This is a genomic window from Tessaracoccus lubricantis (assembly GCF_039544535.1).
GTDB lineage: Bacteria > Actinomycetota > Actinomycetes > Propionibacteriales > Propionibacteriaceae > Arachnia > Arachnia lubricantis.
Genome location: NZ_BAABLV010000013.1, coordinates 44,988 through 59,442 on the forward strand (window position 1 = coordinate 44,988; position 14,455 = coordinate 59,442).

Annotated in this window: 18 protein-coding genes; 8 read left to right on the plus strand and 10 right to left on the minus strand. The window is 70.3% G+C overall.

From position 1 onward, the window contains the following. Positions 1-41: 41 nt before the first annotated feature. The 5 genes from ABEA30_RS04090 to ABEA30_RS04110 all read right to left on the minus strand — a co-directional run bounded on the left by ABEA30_RS04090 (position 42) and on the right by ABEA30_RS04110 (position 3,602). Complete coding sequence (locus ABEA30_RS04090; protein WP_345579370.1) at positions 42-584, minus strand: YceI family protein; 543 nt, start codon at positions 582-584, stop codon at positions 42-44. A gap of 309 nt (positions 585-893) precedes the next feature. Further along, positions 894-1,625: a LemA family protein gene (locus ABEA30_RS04095; RefSeq protein ID WP_345579373.1), complete on the minus strand. Its 732-nt coding sequence runs from the start codon at positions 1,623-1,625 to the stop codon at positions 894-896. A gap of 73 nt (positions 1,626-1,698) precedes the next feature. Beyond that, complete coding sequence (gene pyrE / locus ABEA30_RS04100) at positions 1,699-2,247, minus strand: orotate phosphoribosyltransferase (protein ID WP_345579376.1); 549 nt, start codon at positions 2,245-2,247, stop codon at positions 1,699-1,701. Further along, positions 2,244-2,900, minus strand: coding sequence for a class E sortase (locus ABEA30_RS04105; protein WP_345579379.1), 657 nt, complete (start codon positions 2,898-2,900; stop codon positions 2,244-2,246). Before ABEA30_RS04105 ends, pyrE begins: the two co-directional genes overlap by 4 nt. A 60-nt stretch (positions 2,901-2,960) precedes the next feature. Next, positions 2,961-3,602, minus strand: coding sequence for a LysR substrate-binding domain-containing protein (locus ABEA30_RS04110; protein WP_345579382.1), 642 nt, complete (start codon positions 3,600-3,602; stop codon positions 2,961-2,963). A gap of 32 nt (positions 3,603-3,634) precedes the next feature. On the opposite strand from ABEA30_RS04110, the gene ABEA30_RS04115 reads away from it, so the two are divergent. Then, positions 3,635-3,988, plus strand: a complete 354-nt coding sequence (locus tag ABEA30_RS04115) for a DUF5997 family protein (RefSeq protein ID WP_345579385.1) — start codon at positions 3,635-3,637, stop codon at positions 3,986-3,988. 10 nt (positions 3,989-3,998) lie between these two features. Beyond that, positions 3,999-4,490, plus strand: coding sequence for a hypothetical protein (locus tag ABEA30_RS04120; protein ID WP_345579388.1), 492 nt, complete (start codon positions 3,999-4,001; stop codon positions 4,488-4,490). Here ABEA30_RS04120 and ABEA30_RS04125 read toward each other — a convergent pair. Genes ABEA30_RS04125 through ABEA30_RS04135 form a run of 3 tightly spaced genes read right to left on the minus strand, consistent with a single transcriptional unit; the run spans position 4,459 to position 7,642 of the window. Beyond that, entirely contained in the window at positions 4,459-5,220 is a 762-nt protein-coding gene (locus ABEA30_RS04125) for a hypothetical protein (RefSeq protein ID WP_345579391.1), read from the minus strand. The two genes, ABEA30_RS04120 and ABEA30_RS04125, sit on opposite strands and share 32 nt — an antisense overlap. A gap of 50 nt (positions 5,221-5,270) precedes the next feature. Continuing rightward, entirely contained in the window at positions 5,271-6,524 is a 1,254-nt protein-coding gene (locus ABEA30_RS04130) for a fatty acid desaturase family protein (RefSeq protein ID WP_345579394.1), read from the minus strand. An 8-nt stretch (positions 6,525-6,532) separates the two neighbouring features. Then, a complete protein-coding gene (locus ABEA30_RS04135; RefSeq protein WP_345579397.1) occupies positions 6,533-7,642 on the minus strand; it encodes a ferredoxin reductase in 1,110 nt (369 codons plus the stop codon). A 73-nt stretch (positions 7,643-7,715) separates the two neighbouring features. Between ABEA30_RS04135 and ABEA30_RS04140 the strand changes: the two genes are divergently transcribed. Genes ABEA30_RS04140 through ABEA30_RS04160 form a run of 5 tightly spaced genes read left to right on the plus strand, consistent with a single transcriptional unit; the run spans position 7,716 to position 12,531 of the window. Beyond that, positions 7,716-8,522: a spermidine synthase gene (locus ABEA30_RS04140; protein ID WP_345579400.1), complete on the plus strand. Its 807-nt coding sequence runs from the start codon at positions 7,716-7,718 to the stop codon at positions 8,520-8,522. Between the two features lie 52 nt (positions 8,523-8,574). After that, positions 8,575-9,078: a DUF1707 SHOCT-like domain-containing protein gene (locus tag ABEA30_RS04145; RefSeq protein WP_345579403.1), complete on the plus strand. Its 504-nt coding sequence runs from the start codon at positions 8,575-8,577 to the stop codon at positions 9,076-9,078. 35 nt (positions 9,079-9,113) lie between these two features. After that, positions 9,114-10,421: an MATE family efflux transporter gene (locus ABEA30_RS04150; protein WP_345579406.1), complete on the plus strand. Its 1,308-nt coding sequence runs from the start codon at positions 9,114-9,116 to the stop codon at positions 10,419-10,421. Between the two features lie 43 nt (positions 10,422-10,464). Next, positions 10,465-11,709, plus strand: coding sequence for a PQQ-dependent sugar dehydrogenase (locus tag ABEA30_RS04155; RefSeq protein ID WP_345579409.1), 1,245 nt, complete (start codon positions 10,465-10,467; stop codon positions 11,707-11,709). A gap of 18 nt (positions 11,710-11,727) precedes the next feature. Continuing rightward, the gene (locus ABEA30_RS04160) at positions 11,728-12,531 is read left to right on the plus strand and encodes a hypothetical protein (RefSeq protein ID WP_345579412.1); all 804 of its coding nucleotides are present in this window, start codon (positions 11,728-11,730) and stop codon (positions 12,529-12,531) included. Positions 12,532-12,628: 97 nt separating this feature from the next. Here the strand turns inward: ABEA30_RS04160 and pdxH are convergent, their stop codons facing one another. Next, a complete protein-coding gene (gene pdxH, locus ABEA30_RS04165) occupies positions 12,629-13,267 on the minus strand; it encodes a pyridoxamine 5'-phosphate oxidase (RefSeq protein WP_345579415.1) in 639 nt (212 codons plus the stop codon). A gap of 55 nt (positions 13,268-13,322) precedes the next feature. Between pdxH and ABEA30_RS04170 the strand changes: the two genes are divergently transcribed. Beyond that, a complete protein-coding gene (locus ABEA30_RS04170; protein WP_345579417.1) occupies positions 13,323-13,688 on the plus strand; it encodes a hypothetical protein in 366 nt (121 codons plus the stop codon). A gap of 6 nt (positions 13,689-13,694) precedes the next feature. On the opposite strand, the gene ABEA30_RS04175 is transcribed toward ABEA30_RS04170, so the two are convergent. Continuing rightward, positions 13,695-14,375 (minus strand): DUF1707 SHOCT-like domain-containing protein, encoded by a 681-nt coding sequence (locus tag ABEA30_RS04175; protein WP_345579420.1) that lies wholly within the window; start codon positions 14,373-14,375, stop codon positions 13,695-13,697. Positions 14,376-14,455: the final 80 nt, after the last annotated feature.

The following is a 14,455-nucleotide window of genomic DNA, read 5'->3' on the forward strand; positions in this document are numbered from 1 at the left end:
CCCCCGGTGTGGCAGCCGGGTGCGTTCCTGGGTCTGGGAGATCAGGCCTGGTGGATGGCGGAGATCTCGAACTCGAGGGCGACCTTGTCGGAGACGAGGAAGCCACCGGTCTCGAGGGCGGCGTTCCAGGTCAGGCCGAAGTCGGAGCGGTTGATCTGCTTCGAGCCCTCGAAGCCGACGCGGGTGTTGCCGAAGGGGTCCTTGGCGGCGCCCTGGTACTCCAGCGGGATGGTGATGGACTTGGTGACGTCCTTGATGGTGAGGTCACCGGTCACGTTGACGGTGTCGCCGGCGATCTCGAAGTTGGTGCCCTTGAAGGTCCAGGTGGGGTAGTTCTCGACGTCGAAGAAGTCGGCCGAGCGAACGTGGTTGTCGCGGTCGGCGTTGCGGGTGTTGATCGAGGCCGCGTCGATGGTGACCTCGAGGGTGCTGTTCTGGATGTTGTCGGCGTCGATGACGGCCTGGCCCTCGAACTTCTCGAAGGAGCCGCGCACCTTGGTGACCATCGCGTGGCGGGTCACGAAGGAGAAGGTGGTGTGGGCCGGGTCCAGGACGAAGGTGCCGTGGAGTTCGTTGAGATGCATTGGAGTGTTCCTTTCCGGGGTGGTAGTTGAAACTCTAACAGTTTGTGGTTGAGAGTTCAACTACTCAAGAGGGTTGCTGCAAAGTAGCTAGTCGCATCGGCGTGTCGGGGTTGCTGCTTGGTAGGCGGGGGCTTCCAGATGTGGTGCTCGACGGCGGTGGTGGGGCGCGGGCGGGCGCTGGACCTGGGTGTGGGGTCGACGGCGACGGGGGCCGGGCCCCGCGCGCAAAGCAGCGACGCCCCTCCGTCTCGAGGACGGAAGGGGCGTCGGTTCGCCATCGGGCTCAGCACGTCTGCCTGCCAGGGGCGGTCAGTTCTCGAACGGCGGCCGATCCGCGGGCTGCTGCTGCGGCTGCTGGATCTGCTGCTGCGGCGGCTGGACGGGCTGCTGGTACTGCTGCTGCGGGGCGATCTGCGGCTGCTGCTCGGGCGAGGCGGCCGGCCGCTGGGAGATCTCGCCGAAGTTCACGTCGGGCGCCTGGCGCACCATCGGGTCGTTGACCTCGAAGTAGGTGGCCTTCTCGAACTTCGCGAACCCCGCGATGATGTTGCTGGGCAGCGACTCGATGCGCGTGTTGTAGTCGCGCACGTTGGCGTTGTAGAAGCGCCGCGAGGCCGCGATGCGGTCTTCCGTGTCGGTCAGTTCGCGCTGCAGCTCGAGGAAGTTCTGGTTCGACTTCAGGTCGGGGTAGGCCTCCACCGACACCAGCAGGTTGTGCACCGCCTGGGTCAGTTCGGACTCGACGGCGGCCCGCTGCTCGCTGGGCTGCCCGCCGGTCTGCCCGGCCAGCTGGCGCGCCTGGTTGCGCAGTGCGGTGATCTGCTCGAGGGTGTTGCGCTCGTGCGCCGCGTAGCCGCGGACGGTCTCCACCAGGTTCGGGATGAGCTCGTAGCGGCGGTTGAGCTCGACGTCGATCTGGCGCCACGATTCCTGGATCAGGTTGCGGCTCTTCACGAAGCCGTTGTAGGCACCCACGCCCCAGAGGACCACGCCGAGGGCGAGGACGACCAGCACGATGAGGATGATCAGCAGAGGTTCCACGGGGTTCTCCTATCTCTGGGATTCACGGTACCGCAGGGCCCGGGTTGTCGAGCCGGTCCGGCGGCCACAGGCCTCAAACCAGCACGAGGCCCAGGTCGGCGAGGTCGAGGGCGTAGCGGTACTCCAGGCCGGCCTCGGCGACGGCCTCGGCCGCTCCGGTGCCGCGGTCGACGACCACGGCGACGGCCACCACCTCGCCGCCCGCCTCGCGGACGGCCTCGACGGCGGTGAGGGCCGAGCCCCCCGTCGTGGAGGTGTCCTCCACCACCAGCACGCGGCGGCCGGCGACCTCGGTGCCCTCGATGCGCCGCTGCATGCCGTGCGACTTGCTCTCCTTGCGCACCACGAACGCGTCGAGGCGACCCCCCGCCGCGGCGCGGGCGTGCAGCATCGCGGTGGCGACGGGGTCGGCGCCGAGGGTGAGGCCGCCGACGGCGTCGAAGTCGAGGTCTGCGACGAGGTCGTTCATCACGCGGCCGACGACGGGCGAGGCGGCGCCGTCGAGCGTGACGCGGCGCATGTCGACGTAGTAGTCGGCCTCCTTGCCGGAGGCGAGCGTGACCTTGCCGTGCACGACGGCGAGGTTCTTGACGTGCTCGATGAGTTCGGTGCGGTCGGTCATGATGTCTTCTTCTCCGTGTCGCTGAGGGTGCCGAAGCCGACGGCTCGGTCGGTGGTCGGGAACAGGTCCTCGCACGTGGTGAGCGTGATGAGGGCCTGGTGGGGGACGACGTCGCTCTGGCCGGGCACCGGGTCGAGGACCCAGCCGTCGTCGGCCTGGACGGTGAGCTCGGCGGGCGCCGAGACGATCTCGTAGGTGAACGTGGCGGTGCGGGTCTCGACGACGACCTCGTCGCCCTGCCGCAGTTCGAGTAGGCGGCGGAAGGGCTCGCCCTCCGTCACGCAGTTGCCTGCCAGCGCGAAGTTACCGAGTTGGCCCGGCAGCGCGCTGCCCGGGTACCAGCCGACGCCGCGGTCGAGGTCGGCGGCGTCCACGCCTGCGATGATCGGCCACTCGGCGCCGAACGCGGGGATGCGCAGCAGCCAGTTGGCCTCGTGCGGGGTGGGATCGGCGACGACGGGTGGGGCCGCCGGGTCCTCCTGCCGCAGTTCGTCCGGCAGCGGGGCGTCCCAGGACGTGCGCAGCCGGGTCATCTCCTCCACGGCCCGGTCCCTCGCGAACGCGGTGGTGCCCCACACCTGCCAGCCGAGGTACCCGCCGACGACGGCGGCGGCGACCAACAGCACCACCAGGAGCATGAGGAACGGGGACATGCCCCGCTTCTCCCTGATCACCCGAGTCGCCACGGGCCCCATTCTTGCAGGATCGCCCCCTCAGCGACGGCGGCCGCGCCTGCTGCCGCCCACCGACGGCGGCTTCGGCCCGCGGCGCTGCTGCGGCGGGCGCGGCTTCTCGCCCTTCGCCTGCGCCGTGCGGGTGCTGTTGACCGTGCGGCCCCGCACCACGCCGATGAAGTCCTCGATGAGCGGGTGCTCGTCGTCGACCCGCCAGGCCAGCCCCACCGTCGTGGGCTCGGCGTCGACCACCGGCAGGTACACCATGTCCTTGCGGCTGCCGGAGCGCGCGATCGACATGGGCACGCGCAGCACGGCGGCTGAATAGGTGGCCAGGTCGATGCTCTCGGGCGAGGCGTCGAAGACGACGCGGGTGCCGTCGTCGGCGAGGTCCTGCGCCGTGACCTCGTCCAGCGCGGCGAGGATGTGGTCCTTGCTCAGCCACAGCACCGGCTGCTCCTCGTAGAGCGGGATGACGTGCAGCCCCTCGCGCTCGATGGGCAGCCGCACGAAGCACATGTCGACGTCGCCGGCGACGAGGGCGCGGCGCTGGTCCGCCTCCGTCACGTCGACGACCTCGAGGGGCGCACGGAACCGTTCGGCCCAGATGCGTCGCCACTTGGTCAGCGTGACGCCGGGCACGAAGCCGATGCGCAGGCCGCCGTCGTCTGCTGCTGTCATGCGTCGAGGCTACTGCAGGGCTACGCTTCGGCATGAGCCAGACGATGAAGCCGATCACGGCGGCGGCCAAGCTGGGCATCTACCTGCCCGCGGCGCCCGAGGACTTCCAGAACACGCCGATCACGCGCGAACAGCTCGACGCGCTGCGCGACGACCCGCCGGAGTGGCTCGTGGAGCTGCGCAGGAACGGCCCGTTCCCGCGCGACGTGGTGGCGCAGAAGCTGGGGGTGTCGAAGTCGGGGCTGGCGCGCGGCGGGGTGACGGAGGCGCTGACCAGCGACCAGGTCGGCGAGCTGCTGGCGAACCCGCCCGGCTGGCTGGTCGACGAACGCGAGACGCACCGGAAGGTGCTCAAGGAGCAGGCCCGCCTGCGCGAGCAGGGCTGAGGACGGCGACATGGCCGACGACACCCCAGACGTGGAGCCCACCGACGAGGAGTTCTTCGCCTCGATCGAGCAGGACGAGGAGGCGCAGCGGATCCTCCAGCTGATGTCCGAGAAGGTCTGCGACTACTGCGAGACCACCGTCGAATGGCTGGACCCGGAGTCGTTGCGGGCGCGGGACCCGCAGTCGTTCGACGAGCTGCTGGACCGCGAGGGCATCGACGCCGACGAGATCATCATGAGCTGGGACTGCCCCGAGTGCGGCAACTTCAGCGTGATGGGCGAGGACTTCGAACTGCAGTGGCTCGACCCCGTGCCGCAGTGCCCGGAGTGCGACAGCTACGAGGTCAACGTCATCGACCCGGCGCAGGTGGCGCACCTGGACCGGGCGCGCTACCTGGAGCTGAAGAAGCAGGTGGGCGCGCAGGCGCTGCTGGCCGGCGACGCGCTGCAGTGCCTCAGCTGCGGGACGATCAGCTTCGTCCCGCTGGAGTCGGCTCACTAGGCACGGCCGGCGCTGCCACGTCCGTCACCGGCTGGTAGCGCGCCAACGCCGTGTACTCGACGGCGCGGCTGCGCAGGAACCAACTCGCGGCGAACGCGGTGAGGGCCACGGTCTCCAGCACCAGGATGGGCTTGTACCGGCCGAGCATGAAGTAGATCTCAACCGGCAGGAACGTCCACAGCACCATCAGCAGCACCGAGATGACGATGGTGGCGCCGCTGACGCCGTACGCCACCAGCCGCCGGCCCAGGTCCTGGCCGGGGATGGCACTCATCGGGAACAGCACCAGGCAGAACGTGGCCAGCGCCACCAGGAACACCGCCGCGGCCACGTTGTGGACCCAGTAGGCCGTGTCGGTGCCCAGCACGCACTGCAACACGGTGCACTCCCACTCGGCCTGCCGTGGCTTGAGGGGCGCGAGGGCGACGAGGGCCGCGGCGATCGAGGCGACCTTGGCGACGATCCGATCTGCCCGCAACTCCGGGTTGGTGGGGTGGTAGCCGCGATAGGACCACAGGAACAGCGCCAGCGCGCACAGCGTGCCGACGAACACGTCGCGCATCGGCGTGTAGTAGTACTCTGAGATGCTGCCGCGCAGCCCCTGGCCGCTGAGGAGGCTCCAGCCGATGAGGGAGGCGGGCAGGAAGAAACTCAGCAGCGCGATGACGCGCTGCTGGGTGATGAAGGTCCGCCCCAACTGCTGGTGGCTGCTGGGCTGGTCTTCCCGCACGGCGCCTCCCTACGTCCTCACGCCCGGACGACCACGATAGTCCCGACGGGTCACGCAGCGACGGCGGCCCGTCGAGGTCGCCACATGCCGCGCGTCTGGCGCACCAGGTCCCCCACGGCGTCGCGGGCGGCCTCTGCCACCTCGCGGAACCGGCTCACGCCCTCGCGCTTGTTGGGCACCGAATGGCGCAGGACGGTGCGCCAGGCGGAGAACACCTGCTGGTGCAGCGGGCCCGACACGTAGCGAAGGTCGTGGCGCTCCATCAGCTCACGGATGCGGGGCGCGATCTGCGGGTAGCGGTTGCTGGGCATGTCCGGGAACAGGTGGTGCTCGATCTGGTGTGACAGGTGGCCGGTCATGAGGTGCATGAGCTTGGAGCCGGTGATGTTGGCGGAGCCCAGCATCTGCCTGAGGTACCACTCGCCGCGGGTCTCCCCCTCGATGGATTCGGTCTCGAACGTCTCGACGCCCTCAGGCAGGTGGCCGCACAGGATCACGGAATGGGTCCAGACGTTGCGCAGCGTGTTGGCGATCGCGTTGGCGGCCAGCGTGGACAGCGCCGAGGGGCCCGACAGCAGCGGGTGCACGACGTAGTCCTTGGAGAACTGCTTGCCGATCTTCTTCAACGTGGCGGTGAGGTCGGCCTTGAACTCGGCAGTGGGCCGCTCGCCGTCCTTCCACTGCTTGACCTGCATGTCGTAGGCGGCGATGCCGTACTCGAAGAACAGCATGGTGAAGAAGTTGGTGACCGACTGGAACAGGTGCTTGAGCTGCCACTCCTGCCCGGCGTCGACCCGCATGATGTTGTAGCCCAGGTCGTTGTCCATCCCCACCACGTTGGTGTAGGTGTGGTGCTCGACGTTGTGCGAGCGTTTCCACTGGTCCGCCGGGGAGGCGAAATCCCATTCCCACGTGCTGGAGTGGATCTTCTTGTCGCGCATCCAGTCCCACTGGCCATGGAGGATGTTGTGGCCGATCTCGGTGTTCTCGATGATCTTGGCCAACGTCAGCCCGGCGGTGCCCGCGACGAACGCCGGCGGGAACTTCGAGAACAGCAGCACGACGCGGCTGCCGGCCTCGAGCATCCGCTGCAGCCGGATGACGCCCCGGATGTACTCGGCGTCCTTGGCGCCGCGGCTGTTCATGACCTCGTCGCGCAGTTCGTCGAGCTCGCGGCCGATGGCCTCGATGTCTGCCGGGCTCAGGTGGGCGATGGGGTTGGGCCGCCCCGTCGAGGATGCCTCGGCGCGGACGCGGGGTGTGCTGACGGTGATGCGGTTGGTGCGGAGTTCGGTGGCGGTCATGGCGTGTCCTAAACGGTGAGGTGACAGGGCCCGGCCGCAGCCGATACGCAGGTCTGGACGAGAACGGGGTCTTGGGGGTCGGCCGTGGTGACCTCCCCGGTGCGGAGGTCGCGGACACTGCCTTCGGTGAGCGGCAGCACGCAGTTGAAACAGATGCCCATGCGGCACCCTGAGGGCAGGAGGACGCCGGCGTCTTCACCGGCGTCGAGGATGGTGGTGCCGGCACCTGCGGCCACGCTCACGCCGGGGCCGTCGAACGTCACCGTGCCGCCGTCGCCGACGACGGTGACCGCCGCCCTGAACCGCTCGGTGTGCAGGCGGTGGGCCAGGCCCTCCGCCGCCCAGTGGGCCTCCGCGTCGTCGAGCATGCCGGCGGGGCCGCAGGCCCAGGTGTCGCGGGTGCGCCAGTCGGGGACCACGTCGTCGAGGTGCGCCGGAGTGAGGATGCCCTCGACGCCGGTGAAGCGGCTGGTCAGTCGCAGGTGCCCGGCGGCCTGGAGGCTGCGCAGCTCGGGGAGGAACAACGCCTCGGCAGCGCTGGGGGCGGAGTGGACCAGCGCCACGTCGGCGGGCAGGGGGCTGTTGCGCAGCATGCCCATGACGGGCGTGATGCCGGAACCCGCGGTGAGGAACAGCACGGCTGGCGGGGTGGGATGGGGCAGCGTGAAGCTGCCTGCGGCCTGGTCCAGATGGAGGATGGTGCCGGGCGCCAGACCGCGGACGAAGTTGCTGACCTTGCCGTCGGGGATGGCGCGCACCGTAACGGTGATGGTGTCGCCGCCGACGGGGCTGGTCAGCGAGTACGCGCGCCAGAGGCGCACGCCGTCGACGTCGAAGCCGATCCGCACGTACTGGCCGGCGCTGTGTGGGCGCCACCCCCGGCCCGGCTTGATCGCGATGGTGGTGGCATGGGGCCCTTCGGAGCGCACGGCGAGCACCCGTCCGCGGAGTTCGGCGCCGGAGGCGAGCGGGCTGATGAGATCGAGGAAGTCTTCTGGGAGGAGTGGCGTGGCGATGGCTTCGGCTACCTTGCGGGCGCCTTTGCGGACGCCGCCGAGAACGCGTTTCGCGACCGACGTGGCCTTGGGCTGTGGGGCGATGACGCCCGTTGCGGTCATGCACACCAGCCTACGCCACCGTAGGTAACGCCCTGGCTGAGCGGTCCACGGCAGGTTTGGCTAGGCTCTCAAGGTGGCTGACCGACTCTTCCCCGACCCCGAGACCATGGGCGCGTACTACGTCAGGTTCGGGCCCACGTCGCAGTCGTACGTCGACCCGTACCAGCCCGATTTCCTGATGTTCGAGTACGTCGCGCACATCTCGCTGCTGCTCGAGCACTCCGCGTTCCGCGCCCCTGACGAGCAGCGGCTGCGCGTCGTGCACATCGGGGGCGCCGGCATGACGATCCCGCGATGGGTGGCCCACCGTCGGCCCGGCACGGCGCAGGTGGTGTGCGAGCCCGACGTCGAACTCACCGACGAGGTGCGGCGCAAGATCCCGCTGCCCACCCGTTCCGGGATCAAGGTGCGCGACGTCGACGGCCGCACCGGCCTGGCCGCGATGCCCGACGGCTGGGCCGACGTGGTCATCGTCGACGCCTTCAAGGAACTCGTCGTCCCGGGAGACCTCGTCACCGGGGAAGCGCTCGACGACCTGCGTCGCGTGGTGCGGGGCGAGGCCGTCGTGGTGTTCAACGTCACCGACAAGGCCCCGTTCGAGTGGGCCAAGAAGCTCGCCGGTGGGCTCAACCAGCGCTGGCACACCACGATGTTCGGCATGGAGAACGACGTCTACAAGGGGCGACGCTTCGGCAACCTCCTGATGCTGGCCTCCGACGCCAAGCCTGACGTGCGGGCCGTCGAACGGGAATCGGGCCGCCGGATGTTCGGCTACCGATGGGTCACGGGCCACGCGGCGCAGCGCTGGCCGGGCGGCGCCCTGCCGTACACCGACGAGACCATGCTCGACTCCCCCGGCCCGCGCGGCCGCGGCTGGTGAGCGTTCCCCGGGCCGGGGAGCTTTTGTCCGTGGCGATGACTAGCCTGAGCGCATGGACAACCTCCAGCTCCGCATCGGAGACCTCGAACGCAACGAGGCCGTCGGATTCCTGCAGACGCATGCCGAACAGGGCAGGCTGACCGCCGACGAGTTCAACGAACGCATCGGCAACGCGCTCACCGCCCGCACCCACGGGGAGCTGGCCGCACTGTTCACAGACCTCCCGTCGCCCAAGCCGGGCCGCGTCGACAACCTGCCCTCGGTGCCGCAGCCGGGCCCGTTGCAGACCCCGCCCAGGCACGCGGCACCCATGCCGCCGGCACCGCAGTACGGCGCGCCGCAGATGCCCCCGCCGTACGCGCCGCCCATGTACGCGCACCAGCCCATGGCCTCGGTGCAGCAGGTGGTCATCAACCAGGGCGGCCCCATGGTCATGTACCACCGCAAGTACAACTCGTTCTGGATCCACCTCCTGCTGTTCTTCCTCACCGGCGGCATCGGCAACATCATCTACGCCTGGTACATCTGGGACTGGAACAACAAGCACGGGTACTGAGCTCCATCCCGAGGGGCCCTAGACTCACCAGCGCCATGAGCCTCTCCCGTCGTGTCCTCGCCCTCGCGGTGCCCGCGTTCGCCGCGCTGGTGGCCCAACCCCTGATGATGCTGGCCGACACCTGGATCGTCGGGCACCTCGGCACCGTCCCGCTCGCCGGCCTCGGCATCGGCTCCGGCCTGCTGACCACCGTCACGGGCCTGATGATCTTCCTCGCCTACGGGTCGACGTCGGTGGTGGCCCGCCAGATCGGCGCGGGCCATCGCGGCCGCGGCATCGAACTCGGCGTCCAGGCCATGTGGCTGGCCGGGCTCATCGGCGCGACGGTGGGCGCACTCACGTGGGCGGCCTCGCCGCTCCTCGCCACCGCCCTCGGTGCCACCGGGGAAGTGCACGCACAGGCGGTCGAGTACCTGCGGTGGTCGCTGCCGGGGCTGCCGGGCATGCTCGTCATGCTCGCCGCCACCGGCACCTTCCGCGGCCTCGCCGACGCCCGCACGCCGCTGGTGCTGTCCATCGGCAGTGCGGCCCTCAACCTCCTGCTCAACGTGGCGTTCGTGTTCGGGCTGGGCATGGGCATCGGCGGCGCAGGCCTGGGCACCGCCCTGGCAGAGACGGCGCTGGGCGCGACGGCGGCGGTCCTCGTCGCCCGCAAGGCCCGCGCCGCCGGGGCACGGCTGCGGCCGTCGTGGAGCGAAATGATGAGCAGCCTCGCGGTGGGGGTCCCGCTGCTGCTGCGCACGGTCACGCTGCGCTTCGCGCTGCTCATCACCACCTACATCGCAGCCCAGCAGGGGGTGGCAGGGTTGGCCGCGCACCACGTCGTGATGCAGGTGTGGGGCCTCCTGTCCTACGCCCTCGACGCGCTGGCCATCGCCGGCCAGACCATCATCGGCACGGCGCTGGGCGCGGCCAACGCGCGCGAGGCCCGCGAGTCGACGCGCCTCATGACGTGGTGGTCCGTCGGCGGCGGTGCGGTGATCGGCGTGCTCGTCGTGCTCGCCCGGGGCCCCGTCGCAGCGTTCTTCTCCCCCGACGACACTGTGCGCACCCTGGTCGCCTGGCTGCTGGTGGTGATCTCCGCCACGCTCCCGCTGGCCGGGTTCGTCTTCCTGCTCGACGGCGTGCTGATCGGCGCGGGCGACGGCCGCTACCTCGCGATCGCCGGCGTCATCACGCTGCTCGGCTACGCTCCGCTGGCGTTCGGCGCGCTCGCCGTCGACCCCGGCAGGCCCGGGTTGACGTGGCTCTGGCTGGCGTTCGCCGTCGGGTTCATGGGGCTGCGCGCACTCACGTTGGGGCTCCGCGCCCGAGGCGACCACTGGATGCGCCTCGGGGCCTGAGGCCCGGGACCATCCTCGCTGGCGCGGCTGGTAGCGTCGTGACATGCGACGCCTTGCGCCTCTTGTCCTGACCGCCGCACTCAGCCTCGCCGCCTGCACGGGGCCGGGCGACCAGCCCAGCCCTGGCCAACCGGCGCCCACGCCCGACACGTCGCCGAACATCACCACGGCGGTTGCCTCGCCGTCGCCCAGCAGTGCCGCCCCCAGCCCGGACGCGAGCGAGGCGGTCTCGCCTCCGTCCACGGAGTCGCCGACGGTGCCGGAGACGCACGAGTTCACCATCACCGAGCACGAATCCTTCACCAACCCCTGGGCGCTCGAATTCCTGCCGGGGACGGACCTGTTGGCCATCACCGAGCGCACGGGCGCGCTCAAGCTGCGCTCCGCGGATGGCACTGTGCGCGAGGTGACCGGGGCGCCGGAAGTCGCCGTCGCTGGGCAGGGCGGCCTCGGCGACGTCATCGCCGGCCCCACGTTCGAGGCCGACGGCACCGTCTACCTCTCCTGGGTGGAGCGGGGCGACGGCGGGTCGGGCGCGGTGGTCGGCACTGCCACGCTGGACGCTGAGGCCGCAACCCTCAGCAACGTCACGAAGATCTGGACGCAGACCCCGAAGGTGGGCGGCGACGGCCACTTCTCGCACCGCCTCGCCATCCAGGGGGAGCACCTGTTCGTCAGCTCCGGAGACCGGCAGAAGATGGACCCGGCGCAGGAGATGGACAACACGCTCGGCAAGGTGCTGCGGCTCACGCTTGACGGCCAACCGGCCCCTGACAACCCCTTCCAAGAGGACGCGCCCGCGGCACAGCAGTTCTGGTCCATGGGACACCGCAACGTGCTGGGGCTGGCGTTCGACGCCGACGGCCGACTGTGGGCCTCCGAGATGGGGCCGGAGGGCGGCGACGAGTTGAACCTCATCAAGCCCGGCCTCAACTACGGGTGGCCCGCGGCCTCCAACGGCTCCCACTACGGCGGCGGCGAGATCCCGGACCACGCCGCGGGCGACGGGTTCGAGCCGCCCAAGGCTTTCTGGACACCGTCGATCTCCCCCGGGTCGCTGATGATCTACCAGGGTGACCTGTTCCCCGGCTGGAAGGGCGACGCGTTCCTGGGTGCGCTGTCCGGCGAACGTCTCGTCCGGGTGCCGCTCGACGGCGAAGTCGCCGGTACGCCGGAGGAGTGGCCGATGGGCGCGCGGATCCGGGCCGTGGAGGAGGGCCCCGACGGCGCGATCTGGCTGCTGCAGGACGGCGAAGGGGGCAAGCTGCTGGAGCTGCGACCGGCGTGACCGCGTAGGGTGACGGGCATGACCCGACGCATCACCGGTTCTCAACACGCTGTCGCCCTCGCCAAGTCCGCCGCCTGGGCAGGCATCACGCTCATCGACCCCCACCGGCTCACCGGATGGCGCAAGCACGCGTACTGGCTGGCGATGGCCGGCGGCGTGGCCGCCGAGACGGCGCTGACCGACGACCCGTACTCTTCGCCGGCGCTGCGGGCCGGCATCGGCGTTGGCGCTGCCGGCGTGACGTACGGCGCGCAGGACCTGCTCGCGCGCAGCGATGCCTGGTCGATCGGCCTGCTGCGGCGCCTCGGCCTGAAGCGGCCGCGGGTCTGGGCGGCTGCCGCAGTGTTCGCGTCGTCGCTGGCCGTGTCGCTGGCCGAGGCTGCCAAGGGCCGGGAGTTCCCGTTCGACGACGGCTTCGACGACGAGGGCCAGCCGCTCCCCGAGACGCTCGAACCGCTGCCCGACGAGGCCCGCGCCGTCATCACTGCGCTCCTGGGCGCCGTCGACGGTTGGGGCGGCGACGAACTGCGGAGCCAGCTCGAGGGTGCGGCGTGCCGGCCGGAGCAGGGGCAGTTCCTGCTGGTCCCCGACGAGGAGGCACCGCGCACGCTGCTCGACAGCTACACGTTCCCGGCTGTCGCCACGTTCCGCCGCGACGGCCTCAACCATGTGCTGATGCTCGACGTCGAGGACGGCCTGATGGCGTATCTCACGCACTTCGTGGAGCCGTACCCCGACGACGACAGCGGTCTGGACCTGTCGCTGCCCGCGGCGGGAGAGCTGAAGATCGTGCTCGGACAGGCCGACGCCTCGGACGCCTGACTTATCTCTACGCAATCAGAGCCCTCGATGTGGATTATCCACATTGAGGGCTCTGATTGCGTAGGGATAATTTTCAGCCGGCGGGCGGGGCCCCGTACTAGGGCTGGAGGCGGACGTTGCGCCAGCCGTCGGCAGTGCGGGTGCAGCGCACCCGATCGTGGAGCCGGCCGGGCAGCCCCTGCCAGAACTCGAAGGTGTCGACGTCGAGCACGTAGCCGCCCCAGTACGGCGGGCAGGGCACGTCGACCCCGTCGAACCGCTGCCGGGCCTCCTCGACGGCGACCTCCAGGCGGTCGCGCCTCTCCAGCGGCGCCGACTGGTGCGATGCCCACGCCTCCAGCTGGCTCTCGCGAGGACGCTTGGCGAAGTACGCCTCGTTGCGCTCGCGGGAGAGCTTCGCCATGGTGCCGACCGTGCGCACCTGCCGCATCTGCAGCGGCCACCACAGCGAGATGGCGGCCGCCGGGTGCGCCTCGAGGTCGCGGGCCTTGGCGGATTCGTAGCTGGAGAACACCACCAGGCCGTCGGGGCTCGCCTCCTTCAGCAGCACCACCCGCGACTGAGGCCTGCCGTCGGCGTCCACCGTGGCCAGGGTGACTGCGGTGGGTTCGGGCTCGCCGACGGCCAGCGCGTCGTTGAGCCAGTCCGCCAGCAGGTCCCACGGCTCGAGGGAGGCGACGTCTTCGGGCAGCGGTGCGCCGGTGTAGTCGCGGCGCACGTCGTGGAGGTTCGTCATGCCCCCATCCAATCATTCGCCCCACGCGGCCCGGCAGGGGGACTAGCGTCAGTGCATGAGTTACGACATCGCCGTGTTCGACCCGGCCAACGCCCCGCGGGACGACGACGCCTTCGTCGCCTGGTTCCAGCAGCAGACCGCGGCCGACGACGACCCCGACGCGGGCACCGTCGCGCTGCGCAACTGGTTCGCCGACTTCTCCGGCCACTTCCCCGCCGTCAACGGGCCCTACGCCGACTCCGATGACGGCACCACCACCTACGGGTTCGGGCGCGCCGTCACACGGGCCAGCTGCCCCGACGACGAGGCTGACAAGGCCGCGCGGGCCGGGCGTTCGTTGGCGGCCAAGCACGGCGTCGGCTTCTACAACGCCAACTCCGGCGAGGAGCGGCTGTTCTTCCCTGGCGGCGGTTCCGGCTAGGAGGACCTAGCGGCCGATCTGGCGGCTCCAGGAGTCGACGGTCTCCTTCGCAGTGCGCAGGTCAGCGCCGGTGAGTTCGCGGTAGCGCTTGACGGCGTTGATCTTGCGGCCGGCCCGCACCTCGTCCATGACGTACTCGCGCTCCGAGTAGGTCAACGGTCGCGTGGGCTGCGGCGCCGGGCCCACCTCCTGGTAGCGGCGCTTCTCGAACACGGCCGGATAGATCACCCACACCCACAGTGCGGTCAGCGCGATGAGGAAACCCCAGTCGATCATGCCCGCGACGGGGATGGCGAGCAGCACCATCCACCACTGCGCCCACCAGGGGCGGGGCCGCTTGGTGTGCTCGACCATGCCCTCGGGGTCGCCGTACGGCACGGGGGTGGGGTCGTAGCCGTGGGTCGCCGTCGTGTCGTCGTAGCCGTAGACCGGCGGGTTGGGGCTGTAGCCGTAGGACGGCGTGACCGGCTGCGGCGTCGGCGCCGAGGCCGGGTACTCACCCGGCCGGGGGTAGGGGAGATCGGTGAACAGGTCGGTGAGGTCGCTCTGGGTGCGGGCGGCAAGGGCCCGCGACATGCGGTCGTCGAACTCCTCCGCACTCAACCGACCGTTGGCGTGGTGCTCGCGCAGCATGCCCACCGCCTCGTCGCGTTCGGCATCCCCAATGCGCATGAAATCCGCAGCCATGGGGTCCAGCGTACCGCTGGGCGCTGGGCTGGGTGACTGCGGGTGATGAGCAATTGGATGGGGTCATCGGCCCCGAACGC

What these genes read in the sequence shown, in the direction of transcription:
- ABEA30_RS04090 (WP_345579370.1), bottom strand. Translation starts at nt 584, where the DNA reads ATGCATCTCAACGAACTCCACGGCACCTTCGTCCTGGACCCGGCCCAC.
- pyrE (WP_345579376.1), bottom strand. Translation starts at nt 2,247, where the DNA reads ATGACCGACCGCACCGAACTCATCGAGCACGTCAAGAACCTCGCCGTC.
- ABEA30_RS04105 (WP_345579379.1), bottom strand. Translation starts at nt 2,900, where the DNA reads ATGTCCCCGTTCCTCATGCTCCTGGTGGTGCTGTTGGTCGCCGCCGCC.
- ABEA30_RS04110 (WP_345579382.1), bottom strand. Translation starts at nt 3,602, where the DNA reads ATGACAGCAGCAGACGACGGCGGCCTGCGCATCGGCTTCGTGCCCGGC.
- ABEA30_RS04115 (WP_345579385.1), top strand. Translation starts at nt 3,635, where the DNA reads ATGAGCCAGACGATGAAGCCGATCACGGCGGCGGCCAAGCTGGGCATC.
- ABEA30_RS04120 (WP_345579388.1), top strand. Translation starts at nt 3,999, where the DNA reads ATGGCCGACGACACCCCAGACGTGGAGCCCACCGACGAGGAGTTCTTC.
- ABEA30_RS04130 (WP_345579394.1), bottom strand. Translation starts at nt 6,524, where the DNA reads ATGACCGCCACCGAACTCCGCACCAACCGCATCACCGTCAGCACACCC.
- ABEA30_RS04135 (WP_345579397.1), bottom strand. Translation starts at nt 7,642, where the DNA reads ATGACCGCAACGGGCGTCATCGCCCCACAGCCCAAGGCCACGTCGGTC.
- ABEA30_RS04145 (WP_345579403.1), top strand. Translation starts at nt 8,575, where the DNA reads ATGGACAACCTCCAGCTCCGCATCGGAGACCTCGAACGCAACGAGGCC.
- ABEA30_RS04150 (WP_345579406.1), top strand. Translation starts at nt 9,114, where the DNA reads ATGAGCCTCTCCCGTCGTGTCCTCGCCCTCGCGGTGCCCGCGTTCGCC.
- ABEA30_RS04155 (WP_345579409.1), top strand. Translation starts at nt 10,465, where the DNA reads ATGCGACGCCTTGCGCCTCTTGTCCTGACCGCCGCACTCAGCCTCGCC.
- ABEA30_RS04160 (WP_345579412.1), top strand. Translation starts at nt 11,728, where the DNA reads ATGACCCGACGCATCACCGGTTCTCAACACGCTGTCGCCCTCGCCAAG.
- pdxH (WP_345579415.1), bottom strand. Translation starts at nt 13,267, where the DNA reads ATGACGAACCTCCACGACGTGCGCCGCGACTACACCGGCGCACCGCTG.
- ABEA30_RS04170 (WP_345579417.1), top strand. Translation starts at nt 13,323, where the DNA reads ATGAGTTACGACATCGCCGTGTTCGACCCGGCCAACGCCCCGCGGGAC.
- ABEA30_RS04175 (WP_345579420.1), bottom strand. Translation starts at nt 14,375, where the DNA reads ATGGCTGCGGATTTCATGCGCATTGGGGATGCCGAACGCGACGAGGCG.